General features: G+C 67.5%; 15 protein-coding genes. 6 read left to right on the top strand and 9 right to left on the bottom strand.

The genetic code is table 11. The features are described 5' to 3' along the window. Positions 1-192: 192 nt before the first annotated feature. Genes narI through ACH4OW_RS16305 form a run of 4 tightly spaced genes read right to left on the bottom strand, consistent with a single transcriptional unit; the run spans position 193 to position 7,031 of the window. The gene (gene narI / locus ACH4OW_RS16320; RefSeq protein WP_398028290.1) at positions 193-1,038 is read right to left on the bottom strand and encodes a respiratory nitrate reductase subunit gamma; all 846 of its coding nucleotides are present in this window, start codon (positions 1,036-1,038) and stop codon (positions 193-195) included. After that, entirely contained in the window at positions 1,035-1,661 is a 627-nt protein-coding gene (gene narJ / locus ACH4OW_RS16315; RefSeq protein WP_398028288.1) for a nitrate reductase molybdenum cofactor assembly chaperone, read from the bottom strand. Before narJ ends, narI begins: the two co-directional genes overlap by 4 nt. Continuing rightward, a complete protein-coding gene (gene narH, locus ACH4OW_RS16310; protein ID WP_398028286.1) occupies positions 1,658-3,298 on the bottom strand; it encodes a nitrate reductase subunit beta in 1,641 nt (546 codons plus the stop codon). The genes narJ and narH overlap by 4 nt, the downstream gene beginning before the upstream one ends. A gap of 1 nt (position 3,299) precedes the next feature. Further along, entirely contained in the window at positions 3,300-7,031 is a 3,732-nt protein-coding gene (locus ACH4OW_RS16305; protein ID WP_398028284.1) for a nitrate reductase subunit alpha, read from the bottom strand. Between the two features lie 1,679 nt (positions 7,032-8,710). On the opposite strand from ACH4OW_RS16305, the gene ACH4OW_RS16300 reads away from it, so the two are divergent. The 3 genes from ACH4OW_RS16300 (at position 8,711) to ACH4OW_RS16290 (ending at position 11,019) form a co-directional block, all read left to right on the top strand. After that, complete coding sequence (locus ACH4OW_RS16300) at positions 8,711-9,541, top strand: hypothetical protein (RefSeq protein WP_360140326.1); 831 nt, start codon at positions 8,711-8,713, stop codon at positions 9,539-9,541. After that, the gene (locus tag ACH4OW_RS16295) at positions 9,538-10,056 is read left to right on the top strand and encodes a hypothetical protein (protein WP_398028282.1); all 519 of its coding nucleotides are present in this window, start codon (positions 9,538-9,540) and stop codon (positions 10,054-10,056) included. Before ACH4OW_RS16300 ends, ACH4OW_RS16295 begins: the two co-directional genes overlap by 4 nt. A 144-nt stretch (positions 10,057-10,200) precedes the next feature. After that, a complete protein-coding gene (locus ACH4OW_RS16290) occupies positions 10,201-11,019 on the top strand; it encodes an SAM-dependent methyltransferase (protein WP_398028280.1) in 819 nt (272 codons plus the stop codon). Positions 11,020-11,049: 30 nt separating this feature from the next. Here the strand turns inward: ACH4OW_RS16290 and ACH4OW_RS16285 are convergent, their stop codons facing one another. The 4 genes from ACH4OW_RS16285 to ACH4OW_RS16270 all read right to left on the bottom strand — a co-directional run bounded on the left by ACH4OW_RS16285 (position 11,050) and on the right by ACH4OW_RS16270 (position 14,018). Then, complete coding sequence (locus ACH4OW_RS16285) at positions 11,050-11,946, bottom strand: helix-turn-helix domain-containing protein (protein WP_398028278.1); 897 nt, start codon at positions 11,944-11,946, stop codon at positions 11,050-11,052. A gap of 89 nt (positions 11,947-12,035) precedes the next feature. Next, positions 12,036-12,269 (bottom strand): DUF397 domain-containing protein, encoded by a 234-nt coding sequence (locus tag ACH4OW_RS16280; RefSeq protein WP_398028276.1) that lies wholly within the window; start codon positions 12,267-12,269, stop codon positions 12,036-12,038. Positions 12,270-12,655: 386 nt separating this feature from the next. Next, positions 12,656-13,174 carry a hypothetical protein gene (locus ACH4OW_RS16275; protein WP_398028274.1) on the bottom strand — a complete coding sequence of 173 codons (519 nt, stop codon included), beginning with the start codon at positions 13,172-13,174 and terminating at the stop codon, positions 12,656-12,658. A gap of 478 nt (positions 13,175-13,652) precedes the next feature. Continuing rightward, positions 13,653-14,018 (bottom strand): winged helix-turn-helix transcriptional regulator, encoded by a 366-nt coding sequence (locus ACH4OW_RS16270; RefSeq protein WP_398028272.1) that lies wholly within the window; start codon positions 14,016-14,018, stop codon positions 13,653-13,655. An 89-nt stretch (positions 14,019-14,107) separates the two neighbouring features. On the opposite strand from ACH4OW_RS16270, the gene ACH4OW_RS16265 reads away from it, so the two are divergent. The 3 genes from ACH4OW_RS16265 (at position 14,108) to ACH4OW_RS16255 (ending at position 16,804) form a co-directional block, all read left to right on the top strand. Then, on the top strand, positions 14,108-15,052 hold the full coding sequence (locus ACH4OW_RS16265; protein WP_398028270.1) for a polysaccharide deacetylase family protein: 945 nt from the start codon (positions 14,108-14,110) through the stop codon (positions 15,050-15,052). Continuing rightward, positions 15,052-15,336, top strand: coding sequence for a hypothetical protein (locus ACH4OW_RS16260; protein ID WP_398028268.1), 285 nt, complete (start codon positions 15,052-15,054; stop codon positions 15,334-15,336). The genes ACH4OW_RS16265 and ACH4OW_RS16260 overlap by 1 nt, the downstream gene beginning before the upstream one ends. A 181-nt stretch (positions 15,337-15,517) precedes the next feature. Beyond that, positions 15,518-16,804, top strand: coding sequence for a hypothetical protein (locus tag ACH4OW_RS16255; RefSeq protein ID WP_398028266.1), 1,287 nt, complete (start codon positions 15,518-15,520; stop codon positions 16,802-16,804). A gap of 356 nt (positions 16,805-17,160) precedes the next feature. On the opposite strand, the gene ACH4OW_RS16250 is transcribed toward ACH4OW_RS16255, so the two are convergent. Then, on the bottom strand, positions 17,161-17,436 hold the full coding sequence (locus tag ACH4OW_RS16250) for a helix-turn-helix transcriptional regulator (RefSeq protein ID WP_398028264.1): 276 nt from the start codon (positions 17,434-17,436) through the stop codon (positions 17,161-17,163). Between the last annotated feature and the right edge of the window lie 623 nt (positions 17,437-18,059).

Raw genomic sequence — 18,059 nt, 5'->3', positions numbered from 1 at the left:
CCGCGTTGAGGGATCGCAGCGGCAGGGTGGCTTCGCCATCAGGCATGGTTCTCGATTCCTCTCCGGGCCGTGTTCCGGTGCGCGGCAAGGACACGGGCCGCTGTCTGCGCGCCGATGGTGGTGGCTGCTCTGGAGACGATGCCGGCTGCCATGACGGATGCGAAACAACCTGGCGGCAGCCGCTCGATGCCTTCACGCGCGTGGGTCCGGTAGCTCTTCCGCCTGAGCGCGGCCTCGTGGCCCACGGGTACTCCGACTTCTTGCGCGGTTGTGAGTGGCTGGCAGCCGCTGCTCTGGCCGCCACGGTCGTGGCCAGGCCCGGTGATCGATGTGACGGCGTGGCGAGGCCGGGCGATAGGGCCCGCGCCTGCGGGAGCGGTAGATGACGTAGGGCCGGACGAGGTAGCCGAGCGGCGCGGTGAAGGCATGGGCCAAACGACTGAAGGGCCACAGGGCGAACAGCGCCATGCCCAACAGGGCGTGGAGTTGGTAGACGAACGGTGCCTGGGCCATGGCGCCGACATCGGGGTCGAGGACGAAGAGACTGCGGAACCAGACCGAGACGCCCAGCCGGTAGTCGTAAGGGTTGGTGACGGAGGAGGCGGTGGCCAGCAGACCGGCGAGCAGCACGGCGCTGAGCAGGGGATACACCAGCCGGTCGCTGCGGCTCGTCGCGGCGCGGACGGCGGGTACGCGCAGTCGCCGGTGGAGGAGAATCGCGAGGCCCGCGACGGCGGCGAGGCCCGCCAGCCCGCCGACGGTCAGGGCGACCAGGTGGTACTGGGCCTCGCTGACGTGCAGACGGTCGGTGAGGGACTCGGGAACGAGCAGGCCCATGACGTGTCCGCCGATGACCGCGAAGAGGGCGTAGTGGAAGAGGGGCCCGCCGATCCGCAACAGGCGGGATTCGTGGAGCTGGCTGGAGCGCGTGGTGAAGCCGAAGCGGTCGTAGCGGTAGCGCCAGGCGGTGCCGGCGACCAGGACGGTCACAACCAGGTAGGGCAGCACTCCCCACAGGGCGATGTGCACGTGGGTCACCTGCGGGCTCCTTCGGTGTGCGAGGACCCTTGGGCCGGGAAGGGATCGAGGCCCACGTTCTCGGTGGGAGGGCCGGTGCGTGCCAGGGTGTGAGCGGCGGCGCGGTCCGCGGCGGCGGGAGCGGGCAGGGTGTCGCGCACGGCGCGTAGCACGTCGGCGTACGGGCTCCGGTACTTCTCCAATGCATCGCCGAGCAGTTCGAGGGCGGGCCGGTGCTCCCGCAGCAGGCGAAGGCCGGGTACGGGGCAGCGCGCGGTGAATTCCAGTGCGGCAGGCAGAAAGTCGGGCAGTTCGCCGTCTCCCAGCTGCCAGCCGTAGTTGCGGTAGAGGGCTTTGATGCGGGCCAGGGAGGCGCCGCGGCGGCGGGTGTCGCCGTCGGTGTAGTAGGTCAGGTGCAGGGTGCGGCGTCGGCTGCGGTCGAAGGTGAGTACGTAGCGGGCCGCCAGGTCGAGGAGTGGCACGGCCTGCGCGTGGCCGCAGAAGCGCAACAGCGCGGCCGGCGCCTCCCCGGGCAGCTGGCGCATCGTCTCGACGACGGCGGCCAGCCGTACGGGCCAGTCACCGTCGGGGTAGGTCAGCAGCAGGGAGGCAGCCTGATGGACGGCAGGGCCGGCTGTTGTCATCGTTCGTTCTCCCGGCGGCGAGGGAACAGGCCGCGGGGGGCACCCCTACCGTCCCAGTTGAGCAGGTTGACGCGGCCGCGTAGCCCGTTGCCGGCCGTGGCGGGTTCAGTGACCGGCGGAGCGTGGAAAGCCTCCATGTCCGGCAGGCCGATGTCGTACATGCCGGGGCCGCCGTCTCCGTCCAGGCTGCACCCGCTGTCCGCCGTGTCCGGGGGGAGCGTTCCGGTGTAGCTGGTGGGGATGACGTACCGGTCCTCGTACTTGGCCAGGGCGAGCAGCCGGTACATGTCCTCGATGGCGCGCTCGTCCAGGCCGACGCTGCGGGCGATCGCGGGATCGCGGGGGTCACCGAGGTTGATGCGCCGCATGTGGGCGCGCATCGCGGCCAGCCGGCACAGGGCGGCCTCGACGGGTGCGGTGTCGCCCGCGGTGAAGAGGTGGGCGAGGTATTCCAGGGGGATGCGCAGGGAGTCGATGGCGGCGAACAGCTTGGCGGGGTCCTCGCCGTTGTGCCCGGTGGCGGTCAGGGATTCCACCACGGGCGACAGCGGGGGCACGTACCAGACCATGGGCATGGTGCGGTACTCGGGATGCAGGGGCAGCGCGACGCGGTAGTCGGTGATCAGCGCGCGGACGGGGGAGCGGCGGGCGGCGGTGACCCAGTCGTGCGGGATGCCGGAGGCTTCGGCGGCGTGGGCGACCTCGGGGTGGAAGGGGTCGAGAAAGCAGCCGAGTTGAGCTTCGTAGAGGTCCTTCTCGTCGGTGACGCGAGCGGCCTCGCCGACCTTGTCGGGGTCGTAGAGCATGACGCCGAGGTAGCGCAGCCTGCCGACGCAGGTCTCCGAGCAGATGGTGGGGTCGCCCGCTTCGATGCGCGGGTAGCAGAAGGTGCACTTCTCGGCCTTGCCGGTCTGGTGGTTGAAGTAGACCTTCTTGTACGGGCAGCCGGTCACGCACATGCGCCAGCCGCGGCAGCGGTCCTGGTCGACGAGGACGATGCCGTCCTCGATGCGCTTGTAGAGGGCGCCGGAGGGGCACACGGCCACGCATGACGGGTTCAGGCAGTGCTCGCAGATGCGGGGCAGGTAGAACATGAACGCCTGCTCGTACTCCAGGCGCACCTGTTCGTTCATCTTCTGGAGGACCGGGTCGCCGGCGAGGTGCTCGGGGCCGCCGCCGAGGTCGTCGTCCCAGTTGGGGCCCCAGGTGATGTCGGTGGGGCGGCCGTCGATCAGGGAATGGGGCGGCGCGGTGGGGACGTCGTCGCCGAGCGGGGCGGTGGTGAGGTTCTCGTAGTCGTAGGTCCAGGGTTCGTAGTAGTCGCCGATGTCAGGCAGCTCGGGGTTGGCGAAGAGGCGGGCTAATCGGCGGGCGCGGCCGCCGCTGCGCGGGACCAGCCGGCCGTGTTTGAGCTGCCAGCCGCCCTGCCAGCGCTCTTGGTCCTCGTAGCCGCGGGGGTAGCCCTGTCCTGGTCTGGTCTCGACGTTGTTGAACCACGCGTACTCGGTGCCGGAGCGGTTGGTCCACGTCTGTTTGCAGGTGACCGAGCAGGTGTGGCAGCCGATGCACTTGTCGAGGTTCATCACCATGGCCACCTGGGCCATGACGCGCGGGGTGGGGGGTGTGCCGCGAGGCATGTCAGTACTCCACGTTCTGCGAGCGGCGCCGGATGACGGTGACGGCGTCGCGCTGGTTGCCGGTGGGCCCGTAGTAGTTCGGGGCGAAGGACAGCTGGCCGTAGCCGCCGATGAGATGGGTGGGTTTGATCAGGAGCTTGGTGAGTGCGTTGTGGACGCCGCCGCGACGGCCGGTGGTCTCCGACTTGGGCACGTTCACCAGGCGTTCCTGTACGTGGTACATGAACACCGTGCCGGTCGGCATCCGGTGGGAGACGACGGCGCGGGCGACAACCACTCCGTTGGGGTTGACCGCCTCGATCCAGTCGTTGTCCGCCACCTCGATCTGCGCCGCGTCCTCGACGCTGATCCAGATCACCGGGCCGCCGCGGGCCAGCGTCTGCATCAGCAGGTTCTCCTGGTACTCGGAGTGGATCGACCACTTCGAGTGCGGGGTGACATAGCGAACCGTCACCGATCGGACGCCTCCCGCCCCTGTCTGGGGGTGTTCGCCCAGTGCGGCCAGGTCCAGCGGTGGCCGGTAGACGGGCAGTTGCTCGCCGAGTTCGGCCATCCAGTCGTGGTCGAGGTAGAAGTGCTGGCGGCCGGTGAGCGTGTGCCAGGGCTTGCGGTGCTCCGTGTTGATGGTGAATGGCGCGTACCGCCGCTCGGGCCCCTCCTTGCCCGACCACTCGAAGCTCGCCGACACCTGTACCGGGCGGGCTTGGGTGTCGGAGAAGACGATTCGCCGCTCGGCAACCGACTCGCCGAGCGTCTCCAGCCGGCTGTCCGTTCCGCAGCGCTCGGCGAGACGTGCAAAGCCTTCGGCGGCCAGCCGGCCGTTGGTGGTGCCGGAGAGGGCGAGGATCGCCTCGCACAGCTTCACGTCGGTATCCAGCAGCGGGCGCCCGAGCGCCGGTGCCTGCGGGGCCGTTCCACACCGGTCGGCCAGCCACCGGGCCTCCGCCCGCGGGTACACGGTCACCCCTTTGACCGTCATGCCCGACTCCTCGGCCAACGGCCCCAGGCTCGCCAGCTTCGCGGCCACCGCCGTGTAGTCCCGCTCGACGAGGGCGAAGGCCGGCATGTTGTGCCCTGGCCGGGGCGGTCCCGCCTCCCGCCAGTCGGGCACCGTACCGCCGGGCTGCGCCGTCTCGCCGGGTGTGTCGTGATGCAGGGCCGTGGCCACCAGGTCGTAGCGGGTGTCCAGACGCCCTCGGGCGAGTTCGCTGAACTTGGCTGCCAGACCGTGGAAGATCTCGAAGTCGGTCCGTGTCTGCCAAGGCGGGTCGATCGCGGGGGAGAAGGCATGCACATACGGGTGCATGTCCGTGCTGGACAGGTCGTGCTTCTCGTACCAGGTGGCGGCCGGCAGCACGAGATCCGCCATCAAGGTCGTGGAGGTCATCCGGAAGTCCAACGCCAGCAGCAGGTCCAGCTTGCCGCGCGGTGCCTGCTCGTGCCAGGTGACATCGCGCGGCCGGGCCTCGGGCCGTGCTTCTTCGGCGCTCGCGTTGTCGCCGGCGCCCAGCAGGTGCCGCAGGAAGTACTCGTTGCCCTTGGCGGAGGAACCGATCAGGTTCGCCCGCCATACGGTCAGCACCCGCGGCCAGTTCGCCGGGTCGTCCGGGTCCTCGCACGCGAAGCCCAGCCGCCCCCGCCGGAGCTGGTCGGCGACCCACTGCCCCGGCTCGCGCCCGTCGGCGCGGACCCGTTCCCCCAGGTCCAACGGGTTGTCGCCGAACGTGGGGGCGGAGGGCATCCAGCCCAGGCGGGCGGACAGCGCCACCAGGTCGGCGGTGTGCCGGCCCGAGAACAGCCCCCGCCCTGTCGGGGAGGCCAGCGCATCGGCGCGGTAGGACTCGTAGCGCCACTGGTCGGTGTGCAGGTACCAGTACGGCGTGCCCGCCATCTGCCGCGACGGGCGTACCCAGTCGGCGGCCGTGGACAGTTGCTGCCAGCCCGCATACGGGCGCACCTTCTCCTGCCCGACGTAGTGGGCCCAACCACCACCGTTGACGCCCTGGCAGCCGGTCAGCAACAACAGCGTCAGAAACGAACGGTAGATCGTGTCCGAGTGGAACCAGTGGTTGGTGCCCGCCCCCATCACGATCATGCAGCGCCCGTTGGTCTTCTCCGCGGTGTGTGCGAACTCCCGCGCTGCGCGCACCACCACACTCGCCGGAACCGAGGTCAGCGCCTCCTGCCAGGCAGGCGTACACGGCAGCGCCGCATCGTCGTACCCCTGCGGCCACTGCCCCGACAGGCCCGGGCGGCGCACCCCGTAGCGGGCCAGCAACAGGTCGAAGACCGTCGTCACCCAGCGCCCGCCCAGCTTGCGCACCGGCACCGCCCGCCGCACGGTGCTTCCGTTACCGGGCGCCTCTCCCGCCGCCTGGTCGAAACGCGGGAGCACGACCTCCACATGCGTGCCGTCCTGCTCCTGGTGGAAGGTGAGCAAGGGGTCGAGGTCGCCCAGGCCGAGGTGCCAGCGGCCCGCTCCGCGTTCGGACCAGCGTTCCCCCAACGTGCCGGGCGGTGCCACAGGAACACCGCGGCCCGCATCGAAGACCATGGGCTTCCAATGGTCGGCCTCCACGCCCTGCCCCTCCGCGGACAGTCCCGGAGCAGCCGCTGTGACGAATTTTCCCGGCACGAAGGACCCGTCACGCTCCTCCAGCCCGACGAGGAACGGTAGGTCCGTGAACCGCTTCACATAGTCGGTGAAATACGGCACCTGCCGGTCGACGAAGCACTCCCGCAGGATCACGTGGCCCATCGCCATCGCCAGCGCCCCGTCCGTGCCCGGATGCGGGTGCAGCCACTCGTCGGCGAACTTCGTGGCGTCCGCGTAATCGGGGGAGACCACCACCACCTTCTGGCCGCGGTAGCGGGCCTCGGCCATCCAGTGGGCATCCGGGGTCCGGGTCACCGGCACGTTCGAACCCCACAGCATCAGATACGCCGCGTCCCACCAGTCACCCGACTCCGGCACGTCCGTCTGGTCGCCGAAGACCTGCGGCGAGGCGATCGGCAGATCCGCGTACCAGTCGTAGAACGACAGCATCGGCGCGCCGATCAGCGACATGAACCGGGCACCGACCGCGTGCGAGGCCATCGACATCGCCGGAATCGGCGAGAATCCCGCGATCCGGTCCGGGCCGTACTCCCGCAAAGTGTGGATATGAGCCGCGGCCGCGATCTCCAGGGCCTCGTCCCAGCCCGCCCGCACCAGCCCGCCCTTGCCGCGCGCATTCTGATATCGCCGTCGTTTCTCGCTGTTTCCGGTGATCTCGGCCCAGGCCGCCACCGGATCGCCCAGCCGGTTCCGCGCCTCCCGGTACATCTCCAGCAGGACACCGCGGACATGGGGATATCGCACCCGGGTCGGCGAGTACGTGTACCAGGAAAAGGACGCCCCGCGCGGGCAGCCCCGGGGCTCGTACTCCGGACGGTCCGGCCCCACCGACGGGTAATCCGTCTGCTGCGTCTCCCAGGTGATCAACCCGTCCTTGACGTACACCTTCCACGAACACGAGCCCGTACAGTTCACACCGTGCGTCGAGCGCACCACCTTGTCGTGGGCCCACCGCTCACGGTACGGAGCGTCGTTGACGTGCTGGTCGGTGCGGTAGACCGCACGCAGGTCCGGTGTCGTAGAAGCGCCCTGCAAGTGCCGACCGAGCCGCAGCAACCGCTCCGCCGCCGCCCCCGCCGCACGTTCCGCCGCCTTGCGTGCTCCGCGATGCGTCACGTAGACGTCCCTTCTCTCCGCGCAGCGGCACCCTGTGTCCTGTCAGCGAGCCGGGCGCTTTTCGGGCCCAATCTTGACTCTGAAAGCACCCCTCGAACCGCTCTGATGAACACAATTGGGCAGAGTTATACGCAACCTTCCACTTGCTTTGCTCTACCTGCCGCACGCATATGCGGGAAGCGTTTGCTCCTCCTGCTTGGTATATATACATCGCCGGTTATGTGATTCCGGTGAGGAGCGACGCCGCGTGGAATGGCGCCCTTGGGTCGTAGTGCAACTGACCAGTGGCGGTGGGGGATACGTGGGTCCTCGGGCAGTGCGCGCCCCGACCGTGTCGGTCGTAGAGGAGGCCAGGTTGGATGCGAAGAACCGGCGCTTCACCGACGACCACGCCGGCCCCGTCGGCCGGTTGGTGCGAAGCAGCCCGAGCCGTACCTGCGACCCTGGGCAACCCGCCCGACCGTGACCGCTGGACGCGTGGGCCGGGAGCTGGGGCCTCCGGTTGCCGTTCGCTCCTGCTTGGCGACTTCGGCTGGGATTTGCTCGGGAGACGCCCTTACGGGACATATCGGGACGCCTTTCACGACGTGTTGCCCTGCAGGCCGGAGGGAGGATGCTCAACTCCCATGGATGCGGAAGCTCTGGCAGGAAAGTCGCCGTCTTAGCGTATGTGAAGTGTCTGGCATTCCCATGTGCTTGTGCAGGTGGCTGGATGCGACAGCTCCGCATGTGAAGGTTTCGACGGGGGCGCGAACGAAGCCGACCTACTGGCGTTGAGCAGGGGCTGTCTCCATGGAGAGGCGTATCACTCATGGTTGTTGTTCTGATCTGATCGAGCAATGGAAAGTTTCGATCGCTGTGAGCTGCTCTGTGATCAGCAAAATGCGGAGAGAGGGTCGATTCGCATCCTCTTGCATACGCCAGCGACTTGCATGAGGGGAAAAATATTCGGGCTGCACGATTTGCAGGTGTGGGGCCAACATCCGACGGTATGGTTGGCTCACCGCATGCAGCGAGATGATGGCGGACTGTGTGCGGTGGCCCCGGGGTGAGGCCCGAGGCCACCTGACAGGCCATCAACGCCCAGAAAGGCGTATCCAGTGACCTCTCGAAACGACCGGGAGCGTGCTACGGCCTCCCCGATGCTTCGCACGTGCATTATCCCGCTTCGGCGGCGTAGTGAAACTCCTTCCGCGTGTCTGTGGGACATTCGGATCTGCTTCAGCCTGGTTCTGGTGATTCTCATCATCTGGTGGGCATCCGTGACCGTCCAGAGTCCGGACCAGATCGTATTGCCGCTTCTCGTGATGTCGCTGGTGGCGTCCTGCCGCAGCAGCCTGCGGTTCGTCCGCCTTCGTCGAGGCTGACCACTCACACCGGTTCGGGCGTCACTCTCGGGATCGTGGCGCCCGTGTGGAGCCGCTGCCCCCACTGTCGCGTAGGTGCGCCACGCGTCACAAGGGCGGGAGGGAAGTGCTTCCGTGACTGTGCCCTCAGAACAGGTTCTCTGTGGATACTGCGGAAAGCCCGTCGCGCAGAAAGGCGGTCGGGGGCGTCGTCGAGACTACTGCGACCTCCAGTGCCGACGCCGGGCCCAGTATCGTCGGGACCGTGACAGGCGCACCGCCCCCGCGCCCCAGGGCCCGCATCTCAGTCATGCGATCGCCGAGGAAATGGCCATGGCGATCGAGGTGTTGCTGGTCGTCCCCGATATGCGTTCTTCCCTCGCATCAGTGCTGGACCGGTCTGCCCGGTTGCGGGAAGACGCGCGCTGCTACGCCGCGGCGGCTGTGGTCGAAGCCCGGTCCGAGGGAGCCGAGTGGGCCGAGATCGCCGATGCTGCCGGCGTGAACGAGGCATCTGCCCGAGCCCGGTGGGGAGGGGCCAAGGCCAACAGGACCCTCGCCCGGTACCAACAGGCAGGTGGCGGCGAGGTGGAGCCGCGAAGTGGGCTTCTCGCCATCAGGCAATGCCTCGGGTCCGACGTTCTGCCGGTACCTCCGATGGCGGAAGAGGCGGTACGCCGGTTGGCCAAAGCCCTGGCAACCCTGCGGCGTGCATCCCAGACCGAGCTGAGCACCATCGCTGCACGACTCGTCCTGCCAATCAGCTTGGTGGCCCTGGTGTTCGAGGGCCAGGGCCTGCCGTCCTGGCCGGTGACATACATGCTGACCGAGGCGGTTGGGGGCTCCCCTGCGGACCTGCGTCTGCTGTGGGAGCGAGCCTGGGGTACGGAATCAAACACCTCCTTGACTGCACCACAGCGGTTGCCGGCGGCTTTGCGTGGAGCCCACCTGGTGGCCGGAGCCCCGGAAGTCTCCAGTCTGTGTGCGGAAGCCGGCCTCGACGCCGCGGTGGTAACAGCGGCTTTGGAGGGGCGAAAGGTGCCGGACTGGGACGTACTCCGTGAACTGATCACATGCCTGGGAGCCGAGCCCCACGCCTACCGGGCGTTGTGGGAAACCAGTGCCTCCGAGCGCGGGGACACGGAAGGAGACTCTGCATCATGAACACTCACCACCTGCGGCCGACCGTGCCCGTGCCAGAGGGGGGTAGCACCCCGATGTGTTTCCGGCTGGAATATATGGCCTTCCGGCAGATGCACCATGGTCCGTACCTGCACTACGCACGTGTACGAACCGGAGATCGTGCACAGGCCGAGCAATGTGTGGTCGCCGCCTTCGACGCTCTCTCCACACATTGGCCGATGGCGTTACGCAGCAACTGCCCGGCAGCAGTGGCTTGGAGCCTGCTGAGCCGAGAGGTTGACGGCAGGGCGAACTGCCGGGCCCGGCACGCATGGAGCGTGCACTGCCTCCTGGAGGCGGCACAGGCCGACACGGTGCTTCTTCACCACCACCTGGGCCTGTCGGTCGACAAGACAGCGGCGCTGATGGGACTGCCCGACTATGCCGTGCGATCCCTCCTGCGAAGTGCTGAACGTGTTCTGGAAGCCCTCCCCGCGTGCATGGCCGCCCGGCTGGGCGTGGACAGCGACCTCTTGACGCCTGTATTCAGCCGGTAGTGCGCCGTCGTAATAGTCACCCTCTGTGGGCTCCAACACCTGGGGTAGTAGCCCTGTTGTCCGATAGCGCGCGGCCCCGCTCCTCCCTACGATGGGTCCCTCCCACTGCATTTGGCCTTCGTCTCAGGCCGCCGAGGAGGGGGCATGGCCCACGGGGAGGAATCCCAAGCTCACTACATCGACATGGAGACACCCAGCGTCGCCCGCATGTACGACTGGCTGTTGGGAGGCGTGGAAAACTACCAGGTGGACCGGGACGCCTGTGACAGACTCCTGAGAATCGCGCCCAACTCCCAGCAATTGGCCCGCACCAACCGCGAGTTCCTCCGGCGCGTCGTGCGCATCATCGTCACCGACTTCGGCATCACCCAGTTCCTCGATCACGGATCCGGTCTGCCGACCCAGGACAACGTGCACGAAGTGGCGCAGCGGGTAACCCCCGACGCGAAGGTCGCCTACATCGACAACGACCCGATGGTGCTCGCACACGGACGCACGACTCTGCACGAGAACAGCAATACGATGGTCATCGACCAGGACATGCGGAACACCGAACGGATTCTCGAAGCCACGAAGGAATTCTTCGACTGGACGAAGCCCATTGCGGCCCTCTTCGTGTCGGTCCTGCACTGCCTGCCGGACACCGACGATCAACGAGACCCTGCAGCTTTGGTGAAAAGGGTCGCCGCGGCGCTTCCAGCGGGCAGTTGCATGGTCATCTGTCAGCTGGTCAGTGATAACCCCACCGTACGCCGTGATGTCACCCAGCTGATGGCTGAGAGCACTCACAACCGCTGGGGCCGTGTGAGGGAAGACCACGAAGTCCGGCAGTATTTCGAAGGCATGACCATCGTCGACCCCGGGCTGGTGGATGTGATCGACTGGCGCCCCGATACGCCGCCCCCACCTCCCGATATGCGGCCCACGGAGTGGGTCGAATGGGGCGGAATGGGCCTCCTCTAGGCGCAGCCGGCAGGCCCTCGGCGGTTCCGGTCAGCGATAGCGTTCTGCGGCTTCCACGATGATGTCCCTGCTCTCCTCCAAGCTGGCGGAGATATCGCGCAGATGGGTCAGTATCTTCCGGTAATCGTCGAGGGCCCTGGTCTGAGTCACATAGTTCGCGCTCCTGATGAGCTCGACGTACGCGAGCTCCGAGGGGCCCCCTTCGGGGAAGACCAGATGCGTGATCGGATGCGGTGGCGTCACCCGGTCCAATTTGATCACACGTACATTCACCTTGGCGGTGCCGGCCGCGCGAAGCAGATGTTCCATCTGCTCCCGCATGACCCGGTCGCCGCCGCGGGGCCGGTACAGGATGCTCTCGTCGAGCAAGGCAGTGAGTCGGGGAACGCCGTGCGCCAGAATGAGCTGGCGCCTGATCCGTAGCTCCACGACCCTGTCGATCTCGTCCTCCGAGGCGCCGGGCATCACGAGCCGAACAAGCTCCCGGGCGTACTCGCGGGTCTGTAGCAACCCGGGAACCACCTGGTTCTCGAAGGTGCAGATCGACTTCGCAGAGCCCTCCAGCTGGATGAGCCGACGCAGATAGGTGGGGGTCACATCCGAAAACTGCTCGTACCACTCGCAGTCCTGAGCCTGCTCCAGGAGCCGCTCCACCAACTGCATCTCCTGTTGGCCGAGGCCGTAGTGGCGGGCCAGGTCCCGCACGTCCCGCGGCTTGGGAGGGCTCTCTCCGCGTTCCAACCTGCTGATCTTCGAGGTCGACCCCCGTATGACCGGAGCCACGTCTTTCAGCGTCAGCCCTCGCGACTCCCGCCACCGGCGCAGTTCCTCGCCCAGCAGCCGACCCGCGACAGCACGAGAGGGTGCCGGTTGCAAGGGGACGACAGACGCGTCAGGTCGTAAACGCGCAAGACGAGGGGTAGGCATGCGAACTCCGAGAAGGCAGAAGGCACTTAGCGTACCCAGCATGCCGTCTCGGAGTCCGCCGATCCAAGCTATGGCCTAAGGTTCACTGTTCAGAGCGTCAGGTGATCGAACTCTGAATCCTTGGCGCCCGCGACGAACGCCGCAAGCTCAGCCGTGGTGAACACCAGTGCCGGCCCGTCGGGGTAGCGAGAGTTGCGCATGGCCACGCCCCCCTCAGGTAGCGCTGCGATCTCGATGCAGTTCCCGTCCCCGAGGCTTGCGCTCCCCTTCTGCCACGTCACGCCAGGGATCTCGTTGGCGGCAACACCATTGTTGACCTGCATCAACATCCCCACCTTCGTTCGGTCGGATCTTGCCTGCCAGTCGTGCTGTGGTGAGCGATTCCCATATGGGATTGCACGATGGGTGCCCATGCAAATGCTAGTCAACACTCAAGAGCCAGGCAGCTCCCCGAACGGGCAGGGTTAAGTATCTTTAGCCCCTTGAGCCACCCCGCCCCCCTGGCTCGCAATGTCAGCGGTGGCAACGGGCCGACCGGTGAAAGCGGGCTGACTTCGTGGTCACCGGCACAGTCACCGGCACCCTGAGCCGCTGCCGACGTGTACGGCCCGAGGGCCACGAGCCGTCCGGAGCGGACCCGGCGCTCACGCCCCTTCGTCGCGGGGCGAGAGGACTTCCGGTCGGTACGGCTGCCGCATCGTGCCCCATATCAGTGCTTCAGCGCGAACTTGAGGGCGACGATCAGCAGGCCGATCGCGAGGTTGACCGCGTCGGTGAGGACCACTTGGCGCCAGCGGGCGCCTGCGCGCCGAGCGGCAGCGGTCGCCCAGCCCACCTGGCTGATCAGAGCGACGGCGAGGGCGAGCCAGGCAGCTCCCTGGACATCGAGGTCCAGTAGGGGGCTGACCAGCACGGCTACCGCGGAAGGCACGGCGGCCTCCACGATGGGCCACTCCTCACGGCACACGTGCAGCACGGTTCCTGGGTTCAGGGAGCGCTGCGCCATGCGCGCGCCGAACAGCTGGGCATGGACGTGCGCGAGCCAGAAGACGACCCCGGTGGCGAGCAGCAGCAACGCCAGCTCCAGCCTCGGAAAGTTCCCGAGCGTACTGGCTCCGACCACGACGGAGGCGGCGAGCAGTGAACCGTAGACCCCACCGGTATAGTCGGCGTGAGCGCGGCGCTCACCTCTCCGTGCCCGGGTCTGCGCCCTGAACTTCTCCAGCATCCTTCGCTCCCGAGGTCAGCGGGCCGGACACGTGGCGTCCCCCATCCTGCCAGTCCGCGCACGGCCGGGACATCTCCGGTTCAGACGCAAGCCCGCCGGTCTGAGGAGGAGAAGCTGCTTCGGTCCTCACACTGAGTGGGCCGAAGATACGGCCCGGCTTCTGGTCCACCTCATGTGGTCGTGTGACGTCCGGTAATGCCAGCAGGACGCGTTCGCGGAGAAGCCCTTGCACTGGGCGTACCGTACATACGCTCCCCGGCCCGTGAGCCCCGGCACCTGATCGGCGAAAGTCTTACGCGGACCATGGACCGGAGCCTTCCGCGCAGACGAACCACCCGGACGACGGGACCACACGCGAGCGAGTAGCAGCTTCCCCGGCCTGGTGAGGGCGTAGGCGCCGGGCGCGCAACTGTGGGCTCAGGCGCCGGTCATGTCCGCTGGCCGGAGATCGACGAGCGTGAGGTCATCGTCGCGATCGTCACCGGGCCCGCTGGTCCGAAGTGCGGGACTCCTGGAATTCCACGACGGCCGCGCCGTGCTCGTGAGCCCACTCGGTGAGCACAGCGATCGGCTCCACCAGCGTCCGGACCAAGTCGGTCAGCACATACTGGATCTTCCCGGCATCGACGTGGCGGTCGACCAGGCCGTAGCCCTGCAACCGCCGCAGCGTCTGGGTCAGCACCTTCCGCGAGATGCCGCCGACCAGGTCGACCAGCTCGCCGTGTCTGCACGGTTTCCGGCTCAACCCGAACAGCACGACCACCGCCCACTTGTCGGCGATGATCTCGACCGCCAGCCGAGCCGGGCAGTCGGCGAGGAAGACGCTGCCGGAGTACGCGCGCATGCCACGACCGTAGCCCGCCGCCAGGAACCTGGAGGTACCTGCCCCCTCACTAGCGTCCACGGCGGAAGCCACCGAGCGGGGAGAACCACATGAGGGCAGAAACCGGCTGGCCGGGCGGGCGGAAGGTCGTCGCGCTGATCACCGTCGCGTTGGAGTTGTGGTCGCCGGGGCACTGGCCCGCGTACGCGCCGATGGCCGCGGCGTGGCCGCTGTCCGGCAGCGACGACACGCACAGCACTTCCTGGGTGGACTACGGCGTCACCACCGGCATCTGGCGGCTGCTCGACGTCCTCGGTGACGTGCCCGCCACCGTCGGCGTCAATGGACTGGTGGCCGAGCGGCACCCCGAGACCGTCAGGGCCGTGCACGAGGCGGGTCACGAGGTCGCCGCGCACTCCTGGGCCCAGGACCTGGTGCCCGCGCTGCTCGGTGCCGATGCCGAGCGGGCCAGTATCCGTCGCTGCACCGACATCCTTCGCCGAGTCACCGGCGTCCGCCCGGCGGGCTGGATGAGTCCACGCGCCACCGGTTCGAGACACACGGCCGACCTCCTCGCCGAGGCCGGCTACCGCTGGACCGGCGACCACAGCGACCACGACCTCCCGCAGCTCCTGTCCACCGCTCACGGCCCTCTGGTCTCCCTCATGCACAGCGACCCCTCCGACGTCCGCGACGCCGCGGCCGGCCCGTACGCCTACCGCGACCTGCACCGTGAGCTACTGGACCAGCTGCTCGCCGCCCCCGGCCCAGGCGTCTTCCGCCTGACCGTCCACGCCCACGTCGGAGGCCGACCGCCCCTGGCGGGGATGGTTGGCCAGACCCTCGACCACGTCCGTAAGTCCGGCGACGTCTGGGTTGCCACCCACGCCCAGGTGGCCGAACACGTGCTGACACATCAGGGAAGAACGCCATGCCGCGGAGCGGGCCTGTGTGGAGCGATTCATCTGGTCCTCGTCGGACAGCGCGGTGTCCCTGACCGGCCGCCCCGTCGCGCACTTCGACAGCAGCCGCCGTCGCTGCCCATATCGGCCTGATGCGGTCGGAGGAAATGCTCCGCAAGGAGTCCGACGGCTGGTACACGGACCACGTCTCGGTACTGACCACGGCGCCGTACTTCGAGAACCTGCGGCACCGGCTCACTCCCTGGCCGGACGGCCAGGGCGGCCTGACCTTCCGGCTACCTCCCGGCGCCGCCCGCTACCCGCTCGTCGCCCTCGACGACATCGCCTGGTTCGCCTGCCATATGCTCCTGCGCCGTCTGCACCCCGACTTGATGACCTTCGAGGACTGGCTGAACCACACCGGATGGACGGGATGACCACCCACCACGTCCCCGACCGGTGGCTGGAGGCGTGAATGCGCGAACAAGCCGGTCGCGTCAGGGGCGGAATAAGCCCCTCTATGATCGTTTTTGGCCAGTTCAGGGCTCTCGCCACTACCCCCGTGGCCGCTACGTTCACCCCTTGACCGAACACACACGACCAGGGGGAAGGGCAACGATGCGCCCCATCAGACCCGTCAGCCGCAACGGCAGATCACTCATGGCGGTGACCGCTACGGCGGCCGCCTGGGCGGTCACCGCCATGGGCCTTGCCGCCTCACCGGCTGCCGCAGCACCCACCACCACGACGGCGCAGACGCCCGCGCCCGGCGACACGTGTACGGCGGCCGACCTCGGCACACGCCACCCGTACATCAAGTCCACCGAAGTGTCCCCGACGATCACCCACTTCAAGGGCTGGTACGTCACCGAGGGCACCACAGGCACCCAGACCGTCACCACCACCACCCAGACGGTCATCACGGTCTCCGTCGGTCTCAACGGCAAGATCGACGGCGGTTTCGGCACCGAGGCCCTCGGCAAGGTCGGCGCGAGCCTGGGCTTTGAGGTGAAGGTCGGCTACACCTCCACCAACACCGAGTCGAACGCGGTCACGTGGAACTTCAACCAGCCCGGCTACTACGGCGCCTACAAGGGCACCAAGAAGGTCACCGGCACGTACGTAAGTCTCAACTGCAACCGCGTGCAACAGGGCGACGGTAATTGGGCGTTGAAGTGGGTCGAGGGGCCCGACGGAGGCAACTTCACCACCTACAGCACCCTTGAGGAAGGCGCGGTGCGCTGCCAGGACCGGGTGCCCGCAGGCAGTATCATGGCCAAGGCACAGAGCCTCCTCGACTGCGGCTCGGCCGCCGCGAAGGCCGAGCACCCGGCGGGTGCGGTGGCGCCGACGGAGAAGCAGACGCGGGACCGCCTCGTGCAGCGCCCGGCGCTCGCCGGCGGCACGTCCGCCGAACAGCCCAAGGTCACCAGCGGGCGTAACGCGCGGGCCGCTCTCGACTGCCAAGCCCAGGCCTACAAGATCGCCGTACCCGGCAAGCCCCTGTCCTGGGGCGCGCCGCTCCTGGCGGACGACGGTGTCCGCCTGCGGCCCTCGTCAATCTTCAGCGCCCACCTGGACAACTGGCGCCTGTGCAACGTGACGGAGCGCAACGGGGTCATCGAGGCGTCCCTGTGGAACTGGGGCAACGGCGGATGCGCGACCATCGCCGCGCAGAACGCGGCCACCGAACGGGCGGTGCTGCAGACGGTCCCCTGCACGGAGGACGACCTCCAGCGGTTCTACATCTACCGCGACGTACCCGGCAGCTCGAAGATCGGTGTGCAGAACAAGTACACCGGCTCCATGATGGGCCACGACCGGTACGCGGACGGGGAGTTCATACGCCAGTACTCCAGCGGCAGGCAGGACGGTACGGGTACGTACACCCTGATCGGAGTCTGACGGCCCACACTCGGTGAGCGGCCCCGCACGTCAACCCCCGACCTCCCGGTTACGTGCGGGGTCGGCACAAGCGTTACCGAACAGCTCGGCACCACTCCGAGACGCTGTCAGCGGCCCCACATGGCATATGTCGTAAAAGCCGTCCAGGGGCGTTCAGGTGGTCCAGGGCGAGCGCATAAGTCCAGGTCAGGGCCTTGTGGTGTGAGTGCATCCATGGGGTTGGTGACATCTATGTGATCGCTCGTGACATGTGGGGTCTTCCGTCGGCTTGCTCCGATGGGGGGCCTGTGTGAACGTGGTTCTGATACGAAGACGCCCCGCTGGCTTGCTCCGGCGGGGCGTCTTCGTGCAGTTGGTCAAGATGAATTGAGGGTTGCGTTGGAAGTTCTGTTGTACTCCGGCTCGCCGCTCTCGAGTACCCGGAGGAGGGAGGCGGTGACGACGCGGGCCGTGCGGCCTATCGGCAGCACGCGGCAGGGGAATTTCCCGCGGCGCACAAGGTCGTAGCTCTTCGACCTCGACAAGCCGAACGCTTGGGCGGCGTCCTCTACGCTCGCGGTTCCACTCCACGTGGCGCGGATGTGCTCGGGGCTGAAGGGGCCGTGTTGTGTTTCGCCGGTCTGGCTGGGCATTCCTGTCGGCAGTGCCTTTCGGGTTTGGTTGCTTCCGGGCGGTGGGGAATCGGGGAGATGCGGTGGACTACCAATAATCCGAGGAATCGCCGGTTTTGGTAACCGGTCATTGGCGGGTACCCTGCTCTGCTCGGCATCAGGGACGGGCTGCAGTGAGCCCAATCGGTGCCAGCTTGCCGCTTGGGGGCGTCGGCATTGTCCCTACGTGTTTCCGGTTACGCATCATGTGGAGTGCGTTGTCATCCTTGAGAGGGCGACAAAGGGCTCCTGACCTGCGGTTTTGCGCGTGCGCATTATGTGCGATGTGGGCGTTACGGGCGATATCTTGACGCCGAAATGACGCTCGTGACGCTCATTTGACGCACGTCCTGATGGAGCGTCAGGCGTATCGTGAGGCTGGCCAGAGGCCATTCTCGGACCCGGTCAGGCGGGACTGCCAAGTGTTACGAGGCGCCAAGGGGCAGGCTCGGCCACTTGAGCGCAGCCGTCCAGCAGATCCTTCGTCTGTTGGTGGTACAGGGCTCAGGGCGGGGCTGACCTGCTGTAATGCTGGCTACGACAGTTGTTGGGAGAGCGTTGGTCCGCATACGGTCCGGATCTTGGTTTCAACTACCGTCACGACT

This window comes from Streptomyces sp. NPDC017056 (genome assembly GCF_044332485.1).
Taxonomy (GTDB): domain Bacteria; phylum Actinomycetota; class Actinomycetes; order Streptomycetales; family Streptomycetaceae; genus Streptomyces.
This window is presented reverse-complemented; position numbering and strand designations above follow the sequence as displayed.